This is a genomic window from Flavobacterium zhairuonense (genome assembly GCF_004352915.1).
In the GTDB taxonomy this organism is placed as follows: Bacteria; Bacteroidota; Bacteroidia; order Flavobacteriales; family Flavobacteriaceae; genus Flavobacterium; species Flavobacterium zhairuonense.
Genome location: NZ_SJSY01000072.1, coordinates 278,677 through 296,748 on the forward strand (window position 1 = coordinate 278,677; position 18,072 = coordinate 296,748).

Consider the following 18,072-nt stretch of genomic DNA (forward strand, 5'->3'; position numbering starts at 1 on the left):
ATGAATATAATAGAGTTATTTGAGGAATTAAAAATAGATAAAAACAATGTTCTATTATTTTCACCAGAAGACATTATTCGAACAGAAAAACAGGTAAATGTCGAGAAAAGAATAAATCCGGATATAGATGTTAACGTGGCCAATAATTTGATTTTGGCTTTAAAAGAGTATCGACAAGAGCTTTATTTTATAGTTTCAAACCGCGTTTTGTATAATCTTTTTTCGAAGAAAAACTATTCTCGAAATAATTTCCCGGCGCCTCAAAGAGAATATGATGCGGAGAAAATTCAATCCTTTATTTATCAGTTTCTTAATGATGATTTGGTATTGTTTTTTGATCAAAATTTATCTCAGAATAAATTTGATTACATCAGCGATATTTTTGATTTCAAAGACTGTTTTCCCGAAGATGCACTTTTTCAATTGAATAAAAAACTAAGCGGAAAAGTCGATTCTATTCTCGTTAATTTAAACCAAAGCCTTTCGCCAAATATGCTGGCAATTCCGTATGTGGAATACAGAAGTTTTTATGTTTTGCTGTCCTATTTCAGTTCAATCGAAATAGATAATAAAATCAGAAGCCTTGTGAATATAGTTTCAGCACGTTACAATGCTAATAAACAATCTGATTTTTATTCTACTTGTATATCTGCCATGCAAGGATATGTTGCTTATGATCCCGATTTAACGCGCATTTTGGTAGGCAATAGAGAAGCGGTTCTTGCCAATACTAGTGATCGAAGTTCATCAAGCAGTTCAGATGGAATATCTGGAAAAACCATTTTTTTTATCATACTTGCGGCTTTAAAAATACTGTCTTTATTTGCTCACTGTTCTCGTTAATTTATTAAGTCCAATCAAATAAAAATAAAGCCTCAGATTGCTCTGAAGCTTTATAGGTGATTTTATAAGTACGGATCCAGAATCAGATTTTCAAACTGTTCAATAACTCAATAAGTTTTGGATCAGATGGTTTTGGAGCACGTGGAGTGACAATATTTCCGTTGGGATCAAGAACGATGAATGTGGGAATTTGCTCGACACCATAGGCTTTCATGAATTTTGATTTAAATTCATTATCTGCTAATAATTGTATCCCGCCTAATTGTTTTTCTGTAACAAATTTGCTCCATTTGTCGTGATCTTTCATCGCATCTATTGAAATGGTTACAAACTCAATATTTTTTCCTTTATATTGTTCTTCCACTTTTTGAAGAAACGGAATTTCCTTAACGCAAGGACCGCACCATGTTGCCCAAATATCAATATAAATATATTTTCCCTTTAGATTTTCTAGAGTAGTTTTTCCTCCTTTTTGATTTTCATAATTAAATGTTGGAGACGGTTTTCCTGACTCTACAGCATTTGCTTCATTATATTTGGTTGTAAGTATTTGTTTTAATACGGGATCGTTTGTAATCGACATGTATTCTTGATACATTTTGGTATAATCTAGATTTTCTATGTTGATATTGTATGTTGAATTTTCAATCAATCGATTTTTTATGCTTTGGCTTTTTAGCGCTTTAAGTTTTGGAATTGCATTTTTTCCTGCAGCGAATATATCATAGACATCTCCTTCGACATTTTTATAGAATTGGTTTAGCACAATTTCTTGATAGTCATTTGAAAATAAAAAGTCAGAATCATTGTCCAAATCAATTGTTTTGTCAAACTTCGGATAAGTTTCTGAAACTTTAAAGCCTTCCTCATGTCCGTAAAAACCATGGGCTTGTTCATGAAGAAGTAAATGCTTCTGCTCTAAATAATAAATGCTTTTAGCTTCTTTTTCTTTGAAGCCGGCGTCAGTAAATTTTGTTTTTAGGTACAAATTATTGACTGATGTTTTTATTTCTTGCAGTTTTTTCAGGAATTCATTCTCTTTTAGCGCATAGAGCACATCATATGGGTTTGCCGAAGTTATAAGCTGTTTTTTTGCTAAATATTGATTTTCAACACTTCCTTTGCCGGTAAATTTTAAAGTTGATGGAAAGTTTGCGTCGTCAGCATTTATTACCAATTTGGAATCTTTGTTTAGGTATATTTGGAAACTATTTTTAGTGGTTTCAATTGTATAAATAAGGTCAGATTCTGATGCTAAATTTTCAGAAAAACTGCCATCTGGTTTTAGCTTGATTTCTTTATCAAATAATTCTCCTTTAATTCTAATTGTTTTGTTTTCGGTATTTATGATTTTGCCTGAAACATTTGTTGTTCTTTCGGGAGTAGTGAAGGAATATAAAACAACGATCAGCAATAAAAGCAAGGTTTTTTTCATTTTTTGATGGTTTAGATGGTTAGTTTTTGAAATCAAATACTGATTAAAAATAGCAAATAATTTTTTATAATAGCATGTTTGATACGTCATTATCTCTACTAAGCAATTTCCTAGGATATTTGAAAAAACTAAAGCAATAACATGGATATGTTATTATCTAATTTATATATTAGCATTGAAAAAGCCTTTTTTAAACCAATTTACAGTCATTTAATTCTTAATAACAGATTCGGTTAGTTAATGAAAAAAGAACTCAGTTATCAGCAAATAAAGGAAATTAAAGAAGCATATTTAAAAGATAATTTATCTGTTGAGAATCAAATTATAAAATTAATTGTTGCAGGATATGATGAAAGTACTGCAGAAGAACTTGTTAATAAGGTAATCAGAGAGTATAAAAAAGAACTTGTGGAAGAGGCTCAGGAAGAAAGTTCAGATAATGAAAATCAAAAAATTACTGGAAGTATAATATTTGGAGCTGCTATTTTAGGACCCGTTTTAGGAATCAAAGGATATGAATGGTATATTTTGGCATCTATTGTTGCGGGAATTGCTGGATATTTTGACTTGAAAAAAGAACCAATTGCGGGAGTAGTCCGGTCAATAGTTTTAGTTATTTTGTTTCCCTTGGCTTTTGATTTGTATGTAAATAATAGAAGTTCTTATTATGCTGTTGAGTTATTAATCCCATTTTTTATTTGTTTTCTCATAGCATTATTATTCCAATTTATAATTTCTAAAATATTTTACCCTGAAGAAATTTAATATAAATCTACAAAGTGATGCTGTATAAATACAATTACAATGAGAGTTCAAAGCGTTTTGAACCAAAAGAAAAAAGATGTGGTTATTGTTTTCAAAACGAAGGGCGAAATATTAAGAATTATTATTTTATCAAACTTTATAAAGTAAAAGAAAGAACCAATCATATTGTCCACAGAAGTTTAAAGTATCAAGAAATAGAGATAGGAGTTTCAAGATGCAATGATTGTTTTGAATTCCATCAAGAACTTTCTCGAAAATCGCCAATATTGAAATATGCAGTTTATCTCCTTATTCTAATTTTTGTACTGCCTGTTTTTGGCCTAAAGGTATTTGTAATTGGTATTGCATTGAGTTTGGTCTTGTTTTTTTTCCTGCATAAACATGCAACAAAAAATATAAAACCACAAGAAAGATTAACATTAGATCAGGGAATCGCCTCAAATGAAACGATCCAGGATCTTGTTGTTGATGGGTGGGTATTTGATAAGCCTTTCGCATAATCAAAAGGCTGAAATTTGTTTTTATTTGATAAAAAAATTATAAAAAACTAAGCCCATAACAATGATTGGAACAATAGTCCATAGTGTTTTATGTGTGAATTTTTCGGCGTGAGCCCAAAGCAGAATAACTCCAATTAAATATAATAAAAAAGGAATTCCATACATGAAAATTGTAATTGGCCAAAAAGCAATTAAAATAACACCGACCATAATCAGTATTTTTGGAGAAATATATAGTTTGCTTTCAGTGTAATTTTTTTTTGTCATATTTGGGAAATTTGCATTCATGGTGAGACAATTTACGAAATAAATGTTTCAAGTTTATGTCGGACTTTGTGTTACGCACTAAGTTTTCTCTCTTTTAAAATATGTTTTCAAAAGATTTAAAGTAGTTTCATAAATAGTTGTTTTTCTTGCTTTTGCGACCAACCACGATAAGAAACTCATGATCAGGATGTCTTTTGGACCATTTTGTGCTGTAATTATAAAATCTTCTATTGTTTTTTGGAATTTTTGAGTCTGTATAATTTCAGGTTTCATTGCGTATTGTTCTACAAGCAAAAGATATTGAACAACGCGTTCTTCATTGACGGTTAAAAGATATTTTTTATAGCGCCTTTTAAAGCTTTTTATTCGAGATAAAGCCAGTTCGGTGTTTTCTTGTTGTGCATGCAGAAGAATTTCAACAAGACACTTTTTTATTGTCCAGTCCATGCCCATTTTCTTTTCGTACCAACTGTCCGTGTGGTTTAGTTTTGTCATTTCTTTTACGGCATTGCGACCTGCGTTTTGCTGTATGTAAAAAACGATAAGCATAAGACGAATGTCATTGCTGTCGTTAGGATCTGTTTTTTTGCTTGAAGAAAGCGCTTTTTCGGCAATTTCTATTGCTTTTTGCGAATGTCCAAGATAATTTTCATTGAAAGCCAATAGCAAAAAATAGCGAAGACAAAAGCGCTGATAGTATTTGCCAGATTGCTTTTGAAGTTCCGTAAACATTAGTTGGAGGTAATTTAGAGACTCTGTAAACTGTCCGTTACGGAAATAAAAGTTGGCTATAAAATACAAAATGTAAATATGATAGTACAAATGACGATCTAAGAGATCTGCTTTTTTGCTGATGAATTTATAGCTTTTAAGAACAAAAGGCTGTATAAGTGAGAAGTCGTTATTTATAGAAGCATATTCATTAGCAATAAAAAGTATCTGATACAGTGATTTGAAGGTTAATCCTTGTTTTAATGATATTCCATGCGTTTCTATGGTGCTTTTTATTAGTGCCTGAAAATCGACTATTCTGCCTTCGTGATAAATAGCTGCAAGTTCACGGCGTAAAACAGCATAGCCTAAATTAAGTTGTTCCTCATATTCAGCTTTCTTTTTATTAGCTTTAAACTTCTTTATTATTTCTTCGATTGGCTCCGATAATTTGAAATGAGCAAATTGTATCTGAGTCAGATAGATTTCGTTGAGAAGACTAAAATGTTCGATATTCAATGCGATTTCTTCGGCTTTTGCCAAGCATTTAAAAGCAGTTTTGATAAGTTTATGCTCGAAGAATAAGCGACTCACTACAATAAGACGAAGCACAGCATTTTCTTGAGAAGTATCATTTTCAAAACTTCGATTGGCCAGAAAATCTATCATGCTGTCATAAAGTCTTTTTCGAAGAGCGTGATAAGCATCAGTACTTTTTTTGCCTTTTAATTCATTTTTTTTGATATTTATATCGTCAGTTTTTAAAGAATTGAATAATTCGATATTTCCTGCGTCTTTGCGTTTGTTCTTTCTGGACAAATATTGTATGAATGCCTTTTTTTCTAATTCATTCATTGTATTTGATATTTCTTCCAGTGCATTCATAAGTACAATTTTATTAAGGTAAAAATAATAAAATGAATTTTTATATCGTCAGTTTTTATTATAAATTGATTTTTGCAGCTTCTAATTCATTCAGACATTTGCTTCATAATTATAAAAAAACATAAAAATTATGGAACCGCTAAAATCAAATGAATCAAACAACAGTTTAGAAATGAAAAATGCAAGATTAAACAATGGAGAAAGTCCTTTAAGGCCAAGTGCAGCTTTTGTGGGTGCATCATGGATGACGTTAATTATAGGTATGACCTCGTATTGTATTGGGCTTTATAATTCGGCAATGGCTTACAACGAAAAAGGATATTATTTTACCATTCTCCTTTTTGGACTTTTCTCTGTGATTTCAGTACAAAAAAGTGTGCGAGACAGGTTAGAAGGCATACCTGTAACCGATTTATATTACAGTATCAGCTGGTTTAGTACGATTGCTTCAATAGTATTGCTTATAATTGGATTATGGAATGCTGATTTGCTACTCAGCGAAAAGGGATTTTTCGGAATGTCGTTTGTGTTAGGATTGTTTTCTGCTCTTGCTGTACAAAAAAACACAAGAGATCTTAAACAATTTGAATCGACTAACGTATAGTTTTTAGCGGGCCTCATTACTGTCACAGAATTGTGCGGTTTTGAGGTTTTATAAGTTTTTATAGATAAAGATAATATGAATTCTACTTTATTCTTTTTGGAATGTTGAGTGGAGTGCAATCAAAATTTTTAAAACAAAAAAGCTTCAGGGGAATCTGAAGCTTTTTATTTAGTAGCGGGAAGCGTTCAAATATCTAACTGCTTATATGAAGATTCTTCTATGATTGTTGAACTCTGGTGAAAGGTTATTGTGGATCAACTTGAAAAGCTATGCTTTTAAGGCATCTGACTGTTGTTCCGTTTTGCATTCCAGGTTTCCATTTTGGCATTAGGTTTATAATTCTCAAAAACTCTTTTCCTGATGATGAGCCAAGATCTCTAAGGATTTTTAAGTCAGTTAAACTTCCATCTTTTTCAATAATAAAAGTCGCGTAAATTTTACCAGAAGTTTTTTTATCGATCATTTCTTTGGATAAAATATAATTCTTTTTAAGGAAAGCATTCATTGATTCAGAGCCTCCTGGGTATTCGGGAGCAACTTCCAGACCAGCGGTATTATAAACTTCGTCTGCTCCAGCTTGAATAACAGCTTGTATTGGAAACGTATCATTATAATCAGATTTTTTAATTTGATTTTCTGTTGTCTTTTCAGGATAATTCTCTTTTAGAGCAACTTCTTGTTTTACTAATTCTTTTTTATTACTATTTTTTAAAGTATTATTTTTTGTTGATTTATAGAGAAATACGTATTCGAATTCTGAAAATAATTCATTGTTGACATATATTTTTTTTGAAATTAAATTCCCTAATTGATCAAAATCAAAAACTTCTTGATAAGTGATTGGAAATTTGTAATAATCCGCTATTCTAGAATTGATAAAAAATTTCAAGTAACTATTGTCATTAGCTTCTATATTAATTTTCTTAATTTTATCATTCCAGTATTCAAATTGAATGTTTTGGTATGAGCTGTTTTTTTGAACATTCATTGTTTTAAGCTTTCCATTACTTTCATAGGTGTAATTTGAGACCATAAAGTTTGCAGGTTGTACGCTCGCACTACTTAAAGAGTCTGTGACAAGTCTATTGCTTGAGTCGTATGTAAATTTCTTTAAATCTGCAAGTTTAGATGGAATTGCTTCGGTTCCCATATATTCTTTAGAAGTAACTAAATTTCCATTCTTGTCATAGCTAAATTCTTTAACATAGGAATTTCCAATTTTTTTTATTAAAAAATTATTAGTGTACAGATATTTTTCGCTTTGTTTGAATGTAGAGGCTTTAAGAGTAACTAAAGTTTCAATCAAATTAGATTTATTGTATATAAAAGTCTTCTGAGAAAAATCAGTTGTATCTATTTTGCCTTTTACGTCGCTTATTCGTAAATCACGAGTTTTTTCAAGCTGCTTGCTTTTATTATAAAAATATACAAGGTAGGATGATTTTTTGTTTTCGGTTGTTTGCTGACTTAAAATGTTATTTTCTCTATTATAAGTCTTTACGGTTGTATATGTCCGCTTATTATTTGCATATGCGATGTTTTTTGATTCTTTGCCATTTTCGTTATAAAAGTTAATTCTTATTGTGTCCTTAGTAAAATTGCTTTGCTTCTTTTTTACTATAGTCACCATAGATTCAACATTTTTATAGTCATTTCTATCTTGAAAATAAAATTCTTTCAATGGATTTGGTTCAATAAGAATGTCTGGGTTTTCAGGTGTTGAATCTTGTGAAATAGCAAGTAATGGATATAAGAATAGAAGGAGTAGAAGTTTTTTCATTGTTTGTATTTTATGATGCAATGTAAGTTAATTGTAGTAAAAATAAGTAAAAAACTAGTTTTTATTCTTGCAAATTTATACAAGTTTGTTTTTCTCATTGCTCCAATATGTAGGTAACGATAGCGCAGATTTGTAATTGTAATCTGTGCCACAAAGAGAATCAGAAAAAGTTAAAAACAAAAAAAAGCTCCAGATTTCTCTGAAGCTTTTTTTTAGTAGCGGGAACAGGACTCGAACCTGTGACCTTCGGGTTATGAGCCCGACGAGCTGCCTACTGCTCTATCCCGCGATGTTCGGGTGCAAAGATACGCCGATTTTTGAGAATTCCAACGAAAATTTAAAAAAATCTTTTATTTTCCGTATTCAGTTGATATGACTACCTTTGCAAATTAAATATTATGCAAATGTCACATAAAGCAGGTTTTGTAAACATTATCGGAAATCCAAATGTTGGAAAATCAACATTGATGAACGCTTTCGTTGGAGAGCGATTATCAATCATTACATCAAAAGCACAAACTACACGTCATAGGATTCTTGGAATTGTAAACGGAGAAGACTTTCAATTGGTTTTGTCTGATACTCCAGGAATCATTAAGCCCGCTTACGAAATGCAGGAATCGATGATGAACTTTGTAAAATCGGCTTTTGAAGATGCTGACATTTTAATCTACATGGTCGAAATAGGCGAGCAGGATCTTAAAGACGAAGATTTCTTTAAGAAAATCATTCATGCTAAAATTCCAGTTTTATTGCTTTTAAATAAAATTGATAATTCAAACCAAGAACAATTAGAACAGCAAGTTTCTTTCTGGAAAGAGAAAGTGCCAAATGCTGAAATTTTTCCAATTTCGGCTTTGCAGAATTTCAACGTACCAGAAGTTTTTGGAAGAATTATCGAATTATTGCCAGAATCTCCGGCTTATTATCCAAAAGACCAACTAACAGATAAACCAGAGCGTTTCTTTGTTAACGAAACGATTCGTGAGAAAATCTTATTGAATTACGCTAAAGAAATTCCGTATGCAGTCGAAATCGTAACAGAAGAATTTCATGAAGATGAAAATATTATCAGAATCCGTTCAGTGATTATGGTAGAGCGCGATACGCAAAAAGGGATCATTATTGGCCATAAAGGTGCTGCTTTGAAAAAAGTTGGAACCGATGCCAGAGCTGATTTAGAGAAATTTTTCGGAAAGCAAATTCACATCGAGCTTTATGTAAAAGTCAACAAAAACTGGAGAAGCAACGCAAATATGCTGAAACGTTTCGGTTATAATCAGTAAAAAGAGTTTTCAGTCGCGGTTTACAGTCTCAGTCTGAAAACTATAACCGAATTGTAAACTAAAATATATCAAGAAATAGTTGATAAAAAAGTAGTACGCTTTAGCTTAGAGTCCCATTTTGATCAGTTTTTTTGACTGAATACTTAAAACTGTGACTGCAAACTAAAAAAGACTACCTTTGCAAAAAATTTAAATAAAGCATTTTGGATTGCAAGTGATTAGGTTTTTAGGAAGCTAAGAATCTGAAATCTAAAGTCTAAAATCTAAAAATCAATAAAATGAGTAATAACATTGTTGCGATAGTAGGAAGACCTAATGTGGGGAAATCAACCCTTTTCAATAGGCTGATACAAAGAAGAGAAGCTATTGTAGATTCAGTATCTGGGGTTACCCGCGATAGAAACTATGGTAAAAGCGAGTGGAACGGAAAAGAGTTTTCTGTCATTGATACCGGTGGATACGTGCGCGGAAGCGATGACGTATTTGAAGGCGAAATCCGAAAACAAGTAGAACTTGCTATCGATGAAGCCGATGTTATTATTTTTGTGGTTGATGTTGAAGAAGGAATTACGCCAATGGATGAAACCGTTGCAAAATTGCTTCGTAAAGTAACAAAACCAGTTTTATTGGCTGTAAATAAGGTTGATAATGCAATGCGTGAGAAAGATGCAGTGGAGTTTTATAATCTTGGTTTAGGAGATTATTATACTTTTGCAAGTATTTCTGGAAGCGGAACAGGGGATTTATTGGATGCTTTGATCGAATCTTTTCCAGTAAAACCTGAGCCTGTGCAGGAAGAAGTGGTTTTGCCTCGTTTTGCTGTAGTAGGACGCCCAAATGCAGGGAAATCTAGTTTTATCAATGCCTTAATTGGTCAAGATAGATTTATGGTAACTGATATTGCTGGAACAACTCGTGATGCTATTGATACAAAGTTTGACCGTTTTGGTTTTGAATTCAACTTGGTTGACACTGCGGGAATTCGTCGTAAAGCAAAAGTAAAAGAAGATTTAGAGTTTTATTCTGTAATGCGTTCTGTTAGAGCAATTGAGCATGCAGATATCTGTATCTTGGTTATCGATGCAACCCGCGGATTTGAAGGTCAGGATCAGAGCATTTTCTGGCTTGCTGAGAAGAATAGAAAAGGTGTTGTAATCTTGGTAAACAAATGGGATTTGGTTGAAAAAGATACCATGTCTACACGCGATTACGAAGAGAAAATCAAAAAAGAATTAATGCCATTTACTGATGTGCCAATTTTATTCGTTTCGGCATTGACAAAACAGCGTTTGTTAAAAGCGCTTGAAGCTACAGTTCAGGTTTTCGAAAACAGAAAACAAAGAATTGCGACTTCAAAATTCAATGAATATATGTTGAAGGTGATCGAGGCTTATCCGCCACCAGCGACAAAAGGTAAATATGTGAAAATTAAATATTGTATGCAGTTGCCAACTCAAACGCCTCAGTTTGTGTTTTTTGCCAATATGCCACAATATGTTAAAGAGCCATATAAGAGATATCTTGAAAATAAAATCAGAGAAAAATGGGACTTTGCAGGAGTTCCAATCGATATTTATATCAGAGAAAAATAAAACATAAAAAAAGCCCCAAATTGGGGCTTTTTTTATGGACGAAATTCTGATATTTCTAGATAACTTCTTAGTGATTAATTTTATGCTTTAAGAATATTTTCTTTAAAATCACTAAATATAATTTTTAGTAAATCATTGTCTTTTGCAGATTCAGTGTAAACTTGAATTTTTTTCTCTGTGATAGGATTTCCAAGATATAAAATATATTCATCGCTTTTTATAAAAATACTTTTGATAGTTTTGGGTTGAATAACCAAGGGGAGTGTGAAATTTAATTTTTCAAAATTAGAATTTCCGCTTTGCGTAAAAATCAATATATCCTCAGAATAGTGCATTGTAGAATTTAGGAAACCTAAAGTTCCTCCATGATTTGAAAAGCGATAAGATCGAGTTTCAGAAATTTTTACTTCAATACTTTTCAAATTTTCATTACTATACAGTTTTAAGATTTCTCCTCCTTTTCTTTTACTAGATTTTGTCCTGAAAAATCTGAGGATATATGTTAGAGCAATCACCATCGCATAAAAGATAATTATAGAAATGACTGTTTTTTTATCCATTTATTTTCTTGATTATATAATTGGCTACAAAATAGTATCGATGTTTTTAAATCCTTCTAAATCTTATTTTTATGCAGATTATATAAGATTTATCCATTTTTAATTTTCTCAAATATATTCTTTTTTATATTATAGATTCTAAAGCGTTTTTAATTCGTAGAATATTTTTTTATAAAATTTTAGTATCGTATTAAAATACCAATTAAACCTTTATGCAATTTTCAGGTCTTATTGATTCTAACCAACCAATTATGACCAAGTATTTTTCTTATTTACTATTTTTTCTTTTTTGCGTCACCGCCAATGCACAAAATGATATTATTCTCAAAGGAACCGTTGTTGACCTTAATACTCAGGTTCCCCTTGAAATGGCGACTGTTTATTTTACAACCGTAAAAGATTCTGCTGTAATTGAATATGCGACTACCGATAAAAATGGGGTTTTCAGAATAAATACGAAAAAAATTACCAAGCCTGTTTTCTTGAAAGTCAATTATATGGGGTATCAGACTTTGGTTGAAGAACAAAAAGAACTTATAGAAAGCAAAGATTTTGGAAAATTGTATTTGACCGAAAATATAAATGCGCTAGAAAATGTAATTATTAAAACCGAAGCACCACCAGTTGCCATTAAAAAAGACACATTAGAATTTAATGCATCGGCTTTTAAAGTGAGGCCAGATGCCAATGTTGAAAGTCTGTTGAAACAATTGCCCGGAGTTGATGTTGACAATGACGGAAAAGTCACAGTAAATGGGCGAGAAGTCACTCAGTTTTTAGTCAATGGAAAAGCTTTTTTTGATAAAGACGGACAGATGCTATTGAAAAACATGCCGGCTGAAATCATCAAAAAAGTTCAAGTTTCAGATTTCAAAACCAAAAAAGAAGAGCTGGCAAAACAAGAATCAAGTTCTGATAATTCATCGATTAACTTTACTGTTGACGAAAAGAAAAATAAAGGTTTCTTCGGAAAAATACTGGGTGGTTATGGTTCTGACGATCGTTATGAAAGCAGTTTGATAATGAACTTCTTCAATAATAATCAGAAAATTAGCGTTTTGGCTTCTTCTAATAATATCAATTCGACTGGTTTTTCAATGGATGATGTTTTTGATAATATGGGAGGCGGACGAAATAATAGTGCGAACCAAGGAAACACTACGAGCGGAAAAGGTATTATTCAGTCAAATTTGGCTGGTGTTAATTATTCTGATGAATGGTTTAAGGATTTCTCGGCTTCTGGAAGTTATAATTTTTCGAATAATATAACGAACAATGACAGCAAAGCAAACCAATTGAACTTTTTGCCGACAGGAAATATTTTGACGGAATCAGATGCCAAAACGAGAACTGAAAATACCGGAAATAAAGCCAATTTTGAGTTCGAGTACAAACTTGATCCGAGTACGCGAATTGTTTTTACTCCAAAATTCAATCAGACGCGAGTTGATAGTGATTCAGATTCGTCAAGTTCTTCACAAGATGAAAATGGTCAAGCATTAAATGAAAGTACAGCGGTTTCTCGCCGAGAAAATACCACGACTAATTTTGCCAATACTTTAAATTTCAACAAAGCATTTGAGAAAAAGAATCGCAACTTGAGTTTTGTTTTTGATAATAATAATACAGATGCTATTACGGATGCTTTGAACGTTTCTGAAACTATTTTTTATCAAGATAATAAGCCAAATGACAGCCGAAATCAGACGACAAGAAATGATAATGTTAATGATGCCTATTCGTTAGATATTGAATATACGGAACCGATTACAGATTCTTTGCGAATCAGATTTGGTTCTGATTTTGATTGGCAAAACGAAATAAAAGATCAAAAAACATTTGATTATGATGCAGATACACAATCGTATTCTCAAATAAATCAGTCTTTAACGACTTATACGACTTCGAAACAAAATTCGGTAAGTCCGAAAGTTGGAATTACGCTTCAAAAGAACAAATACACCATAAATCTGGATACAAAAACCTCGATTATTGATTATGATAATCATGCTTTTTATTTAGGAAACTCGACCGATTTAAATCAGAAATATGCTTTGCCATACGCGACGGCCCAATTTCGATATAAATTCAGCCGTTCAAAGAATATGACTTTTAAATACGATTATTCGAATACGCTTCCGGCTTCGAGCTTTTTGCTTCCAGTTGCAAATTTGAGCAATCCGTTGAACACAATTATTGGAAACCCGAATTTGACGCCAATTGAAAAAAGCAGTGCGAATTTTAGTTTCAGAAATTTTGATTTCCGCACGCGTTCTGGCTACAGCGTGTATGCAAGAGGAGATTATTATAGTAATGATATTTCTTCGACTTCATTTTATGATGATAGTGGGAAAAGGACAACAACATATGTGAATATATCAGATACCTACACCCTTACTGTTGGCGGAAACTGGAATCAATCAATCAAGAAAGATGCAAATACTTTTAGATACGGATTGCAGTTAAACGGAACTTACAGTTTTGATAAAGGTTTCACAAATGGAGTCATGTACAATGCAAAAGGAACAGCAGTTACACCAAAAGTATATTTGTCATATGAATATGGAGAATTGCTTGTAATTGCGCCGTCGTATAGTTTGTCATATAATGAAACAAAATATGAAAACTACACTCGTGACGCGACTTCAAACGTAGTACACAGAATCAATTTGCAGACGACGAGCTATTGGCCATCTAAATTTATTTTCGGAAATGATTTTGGCTACACTTACAATTCTAATATTTCAAGTGATTTCAAAAAAGACTTTTATTTATGGAATACCAGTTTGTCTTACGGCTTTTTGGATAAAAAACTATATGCGAAAATTAAGGTATATGATGTTTTGAATCAGAATCAAAGTGCTACAAGAACAATCTCTGCAACATCAATCCGAGATGAGGAAAATACAGTTTTAAAGCGTTATGTCATGTTTTCATTAGCCTATAAAATCGGAAATTTTGCAGGAAATGAAAAAGGCAAAAGAAGAGGCCGAGAAAGAGAGGAGTAGGTTTTGTCTTTCTTTAGAGACGTACTTTTTGTGCGTCTCTTTAAGGCTTTTTTTTTTTTTTAAAGATGCTAAGGTTCTAAGACACTAAGATTCTAAGTTTTGAAACAAGCGCACAAATCAAAATAAAATTTGATTTGTGCGCTTGTTCTTTATAGTTAAAATGTGAAAGTCTTAGAAGCTTAGTGTCTTAGAATCTTAGTGTCTTAGAATCTTAGTAACTTAGAATTTTAGAACCTTCTGTTTATTCGATGATAAATAGTAAAACGAATAATATCTCGGTCATAGAAATCTACACCACTGGCGCGTCTCTGGAAGTTTTTCAAGTAGCCTAATTCTAATCCGAGATTTGGATTAAAATGATAACGGAGCGCGACGTAAAATCTATTTTGATCGAATGTATTTAGTTTGTTGTCTTTTCCGAAATTGAACATGACTTCATCTGAAATTGTACCTTTCAAGCTTCTGCCATCTTTTTTCCAAAGGTCAAAAGTCGATTGTAATCTGTAACGGAATCTCAAGGCAAATGAGAATTCATCGAGTAATTCTGTTCTTGTGGCTTTTTCGATAAAGCGTTCTTCGAGCTGAAAACGATTATGAAAAGTAATTTTTGCAATATCGTTGATCAAAGTAATGTCTTGTTGTATTCGGTATTCAGGAACAGAAAAATTCGGATCAATGTCTGGATTTTGGGTATTTACGCTAAAAAAAGCAAAACCGCCTCCTAATTCGACAAGTTTGCTCGCGCGGTAACGACCTTGAGCTCTAATGACAAAAAGATTTTCATGAACAGGATTCAAAAAAGCCCGATTATCAAATTCAGAATGAAGCGCCCATTTTTCAGTTAAAGGCAAAATATTGTAATAACGAGTCCAGGTTAGCGTTTGCTGGTCGATTTTCCGCTCATTTTGAGCCGATAAATTTGTGCTAATAAAGCTAAGTAAAAGCAGTAATTTGAGAAACTTCATCTAATTTCCATAAATTCAGGCTGCGAATATATAGAAATCAGAATTGATTTAATGCAGATTAAAATTTGCTTTAAGTGTTATTTTGTGATTTCAAAAGATAAAAAAACGAGACAGGTTTAAAAACTTGTCTCGTTTCAATGATTTAAACTAACTAACTTAACCTGATTACAGAGAATACTTTAGAGTAATTCCGTAAGTTCTTTGATCACCAAGAACTCCTGCATATTGTCCTGCATTACCACCAGCAGGCAATAATTGTTCATAATAATCTTTATTGAAAAGGTTGCGTCCCCAGAAATGAACCGAAAGTCCTTGAGAAGCACGGAAACCTAAACGAGCATTAAAAATAGCGTAACCTTGTACAACCAAATATTTTGAAGCCGAAGGGCTTGAAGAAAATTCAGAACGTGCATAAGAATCAGCAGCTACAAATACTTTTCCTTTGTTTCCGAAGAAAGTAGCGCTATCAGAAAGTTCGCCACCTAAAGATCCTGCCCATCTTGAAGCTCCCGGCAAATCAGTTCCAGAAACATCTTTGTAGGCTACTGGTGCACCAGTTTCTTCTAATGGAAGTGGCGCATTTGTAAATTTCACATATTTACCATCTGTATAAGTTGCTGCAGCATTTACTGTCAAGTGAGAACTGAAAACAAAACTTGCATCTAATTCAGCACCTCTTACGCGCACTTTATCAGCATTTGCTAAATATCCGCGGTTTACACCCAATTCAGCAGCTTGAACGTTAGTTTGGAAATCTTTAATGTCAGTATTAAAGAATGTTAAGTTCAAAATTGAATTTTTGAAAGGAGAAGTTTTTACTCCAAATTCATAATGATATACTTTTTCCGGTTTGATAACTGCAAGATCAAGCATTGGATTTCCTTTTGCGTCTGATGGAAGTCCAGCAACGTTTACACCAACTGGTTTGTAGCTTTTTGCAAAAGTTGCGTAAGCATTGATTTTGTCTGAAGCTTTGTATGTAAGCGTAATATTTCCTGAAAAGTCTGTATTGTCAGTATCCGAATCAAATGCTTGATCTGAGTAAACTGATTTTTTCAAAGCAAGCAATGCAGGATCTGTAGTTTGCAATCCTCCATAAGTTTTACGAGAATAATGTGCATCTTTTTTGTCGAAGTTGTATCTCAAACCTGGTAATACGTGAAAACGTTCTGTAATTGCCCAATCAATTTGCCCAAATACTGCCGCACTTGATGATCTGATGTTTGCATCTGTTTTAATTCCGTATCCTTCAAAAAGTCCAGGAGTTTTCCATAATGGGCTAGTTGTACTTTGAGAGAATCTCCATTGTGCATTTCCAGATTCTTCTGTACCGTCTGTTTGTGAAGTTTGATCAATAAAGAACACACCAACAACACCGCTTACTTTGCTAGAAAGTTGGCCAGCATAACGAACTTCTTGAGTTACTTGTGTTTGTCTTGTTGGGTTTTGAGATTTTGCTAATACTTGCAATCCTGTAAAATCTCTATCATTTGATGGATCCCAGTTCCAGAATCTCCAAGCTGTAGTCGAAGTCAATGTTCCTGGTCCAACTTTTGTGTCAATATTAAGCGAGATACCTCCCATGTCCTGATTTGAACGCCATGGCGTGTCGTGGTCAATTTTACGGTCAAAAGCATTTAAGCTTGGCAATTGATAATTCAAGTCTTTAATTATGGCATCAAATTGGCGATAAGCAGCTCTTTGAGTTGGAGCAACTCCGGCAACAACTTGAGCGTATCCGTCAGGACGTTGTGTTGTAATATCTGCTGCCAAAATAATGTTGGTATTTACAGAAGGCGTCCAAAGCAATTGCCCTCTAATTCCTTGATTATTCAATGTATTTGTGGGTCTTCCTGTAGCAACATTGTCAACTAAACCATCTCTTTGTGTTCCTGAAAAAGAGATTCTTCCGGCTACTTTTTTGCCTAAAGCTCCAGTAACCGATGCTTTAGCTTGTAAAAAGTTATAATTTCCATAACTAACTTCAAAATCTGCTCCTGTAGAAAAACTCGGTTTTCTAGTGGTGATATTGAAAGCACCAGAAGTAGTATTTTTTCCGAATAATGAACCTTGTGGCCCACGTAAAACCTCGATTTGTTCAACATCAATAAAGTCTAAAGTTGTTGCGGCTGGACGAGCATAATAAACCCCGTCAACATAAAAACCAACTCCAGGATCAATTCCGTCATTTGTTAATCCGAATGGAGAACCCAAACTACGAATGTTGATTCCCGTATTTCTTGGATTTGAAGAATAAAGCTGTACTGATGGAACTAATTCTTTAATACGGTTTACGTTGAAGGCTCCAGTTTGTTCTGCCTGTTTTCCTGTAATTACAGAAATTGCAATTGGCACATCCTGAACTTTCTCTATTCTGCGTCGTGAAGAAACAACAACTTCAACAAGAGCATTTTCTTCGTTTAACACAATTTGCAGTGGAGTTGCCGGCAAATCATCGATTTCAATTTCAGTTGTTTTGTAGCCAACGTATTGGATTAAAAGCGTAACAGGAAGTTTTCCTTTCGTATCGATTACGAATTTTCCAGTTGCATCAGTAATCGTATTTGAAGTTGTTCCTTTGATAACGACATTTGCTGCTTCTAATGGAGTATTTTCTGTTGTTTTAACGAAACCTTCTATGTTTTGTCCAAATGAGATTGAAAAAGTTAAAACAGCTAGTATTGTAAGTGTATTTTTAATCGAATTTTTCATTTTTATATTAAGTATATATGATTAGTAGAGTTTTGAAATAAAATTTTTTTTATCAACACATACACATCATACAGGAAATGCTTTTTGCAGTTTTTAACTGACTATTATAATTTATTTGCAAAAGACTTTTGGTTACGCCTAATAAACTGAAATGTTCTT

At 32.8% G+C, this 18,072-nt stretch carries 14 protein-coding genes and 1 tRNA gene; 7 read left to right on the forward strand and 8 right to left on the reverse strand.

Features of this window, described 5'->3' with window-relative positions:
- Entirely contained in the window at positions 1-843 is an 843-nt protein-coding gene (locus tag EYY60_RS11530) for a hypothetical protein (protein WP_132989486.1), read from the forward strand.
- 82 nt (positions 844-925) lie between these two features.
- Here EYY60_RS11530 and EYY60_RS11535 read toward each other — a convergent pair whose 3' ends face one another.
- Complete coding sequence (locus EYY60_RS11535) at positions 926-2,278, reverse strand: TlpA family protein disulfide reductase (protein ID WP_162847877.1); 1,353 nt, start codon at positions 2,276-2,278, stop codon at positions 926-928.
- A 240-nt stretch (positions 2,279-2,518) separates the two neighbouring features.
- Here EYY60_RS11535 and EYY60_RS11540 point away from each other — a divergent pair, with 240 nt between their 5' ends.
- Both EYY60_RS11540 and EYY60_RS11545 read left to right on the forward strand, forming a co-directional pair.
- Complete coding sequence (locus EYY60_RS11540) at positions 2,519-3,043, forward strand: hypothetical protein (RefSeq protein ID WP_132989488.1); 525 nt, start codon at positions 2,519-2,521, stop codon at positions 3,041-3,043.
- 17 nt (positions 3,044-3,060) lie between these two features.
- A complete protein-coding gene (locus EYY60_RS11545; protein WP_132989489.1) occupies positions 3,061-3,543 on the forward strand; it encodes a hypothetical protein in 483 nt (160 codons plus the stop codon).
- A gap of 21 nt (positions 3,544-3,564) precedes the next feature.
- Here the strand turns inward: EYY60_RS11545 and EYY60_RS11550 are convergent, their stop codons facing one another.
- Positions 3,565-3,831, reverse strand: a complete 267-nt coding sequence (locus EYY60_RS11550) for a hypothetical protein (protein WP_132989490.1) — start codon at positions 3,829-3,831, stop codon at positions 3,565-3,567.
- A gap of 57 nt (positions 3,832-3,888) precedes the next feature.
- Positions 3,889-5,406 carry a hypothetical protein gene (locus EYY60_RS11555; RefSeq protein ID WP_132989491.1) on the reverse strand — a complete coding sequence of 506 codons (1,518 nt, stop codon included), beginning with the start codon at positions 5,404-5,406 and terminating at the stop codon, positions 3,889-3,891.
- A gap of 172 nt (positions 5,407-5,578) precedes the next feature.
- Here EYY60_RS11555 and yiaA point away from each other — a divergent pair, with 172 nt between their 5' ends.
- Positions 5,579-6,010, forward strand: a complete 432-nt coding sequence (yiaA, locus tag EYY60_RS11560) for an inner membrane protein YiaA (RefSeq protein ID WP_235832323.1) — start codon at positions 5,579-5,581, stop codon at positions 6,008-6,010.
- A gap of 244 nt (positions 6,011-6,254) precedes the next feature.
- Here the strand turns inward: yiaA and EYY60_RS11565 are convergent, their stop codons facing one another.
- Together EYY60_RS11565 and EYY60_RS11570 are read right to left on the reverse strand one after the other, a co-directional pair.
- Positions 6,255-7,790, reverse strand: coding sequence for a hypothetical protein (locus EYY60_RS11565; protein WP_132989493.1), 1,536 nt, complete (start codon positions 7,788-7,790; stop codon positions 6,255-6,257).
- Positions 7,791-8,006: 216 nt separating this feature from the next.
- A tRNA-Met gene (locus EYY60_RS11570) sits at positions 8,007-8,079 on the reverse strand.
- Between the two features lie 115 nt (positions 8,080-8,194).
- Here EYY60_RS11570 and era point away from each other — a divergent pair.
- Both era and der read left to right on the forward strand, forming a co-directional pair.
- Positions 8,195-9,076: a GTPase Era gene (era, locus tag EYY60_RS11575; protein ID WP_132989494.1), complete on the forward strand. Its 882-nt coding sequence runs from the start codon at positions 8,195-8,197 to the stop codon at positions 9,074-9,076.
- Between the two features lie 278 nt (positions 9,077-9,354).
- On the forward strand, positions 9,355-10,668 hold the full coding sequence (gene der, locus EYY60_RS11580) for a ribosome biogenesis GTPase Der (protein WP_132989495.1): 1,314 nt from the start codon (positions 9,355-9,357) through the stop codon (positions 10,666-10,668).
- A gap of 80 nt (positions 10,669-10,748) precedes the next feature.
- On the opposite strand, the gene EYY60_RS11585 is transcribed toward der, so the two are convergent.
- Positions 10,749-11,228, reverse strand: a complete 480-nt coding sequence (locus EYY60_RS11585; protein WP_132989496.1) for a hypothetical protein — start codon at positions 11,226-11,228, stop codon at positions 10,749-10,751.
- A 251-nt stretch (positions 11,229-11,479) separates the two neighbouring features.
- Between EYY60_RS11585 and EYY60_RS11590 the strand changes: the two genes are divergently transcribed.
- Positions 11,480-14,236: an outer membrane beta-barrel protein gene (locus EYY60_RS11590; RefSeq protein ID WP_132989497.1), complete on the forward strand. Its 2,757-nt coding sequence runs from the start codon at positions 11,480-11,482 to the stop codon at positions 14,234-14,236.
- Positions 14,237-14,463: 227 nt separating this feature from the next.
- Here EYY60_RS11590 and EYY60_RS11595 read toward each other — a convergent pair whose 3' ends face one another.
- Positions 14,464-15,201 (reverse strand): DUF2490 domain-containing protein, encoded by a 738-nt coding sequence (locus tag EYY60_RS11595; RefSeq protein ID WP_132989498.1) that lies wholly within the window; start codon positions 15,199-15,201, stop codon positions 14,464-14,466.
- A gap of 165 nt (positions 15,202-15,366) precedes the next feature.
- The gene (locus EYY60_RS11600) at positions 15,367-17,913 is read right to left on the reverse strand and encodes a TonB-dependent receptor (RefSeq protein WP_132989499.1); all 2,547 of its coding nucleotides are present in this window, start codon (positions 17,911-17,913) and stop codon (positions 15,367-15,369) included.
- Between the last annotated feature and the right edge of the window lie 159 nt (positions 17,914-18,072).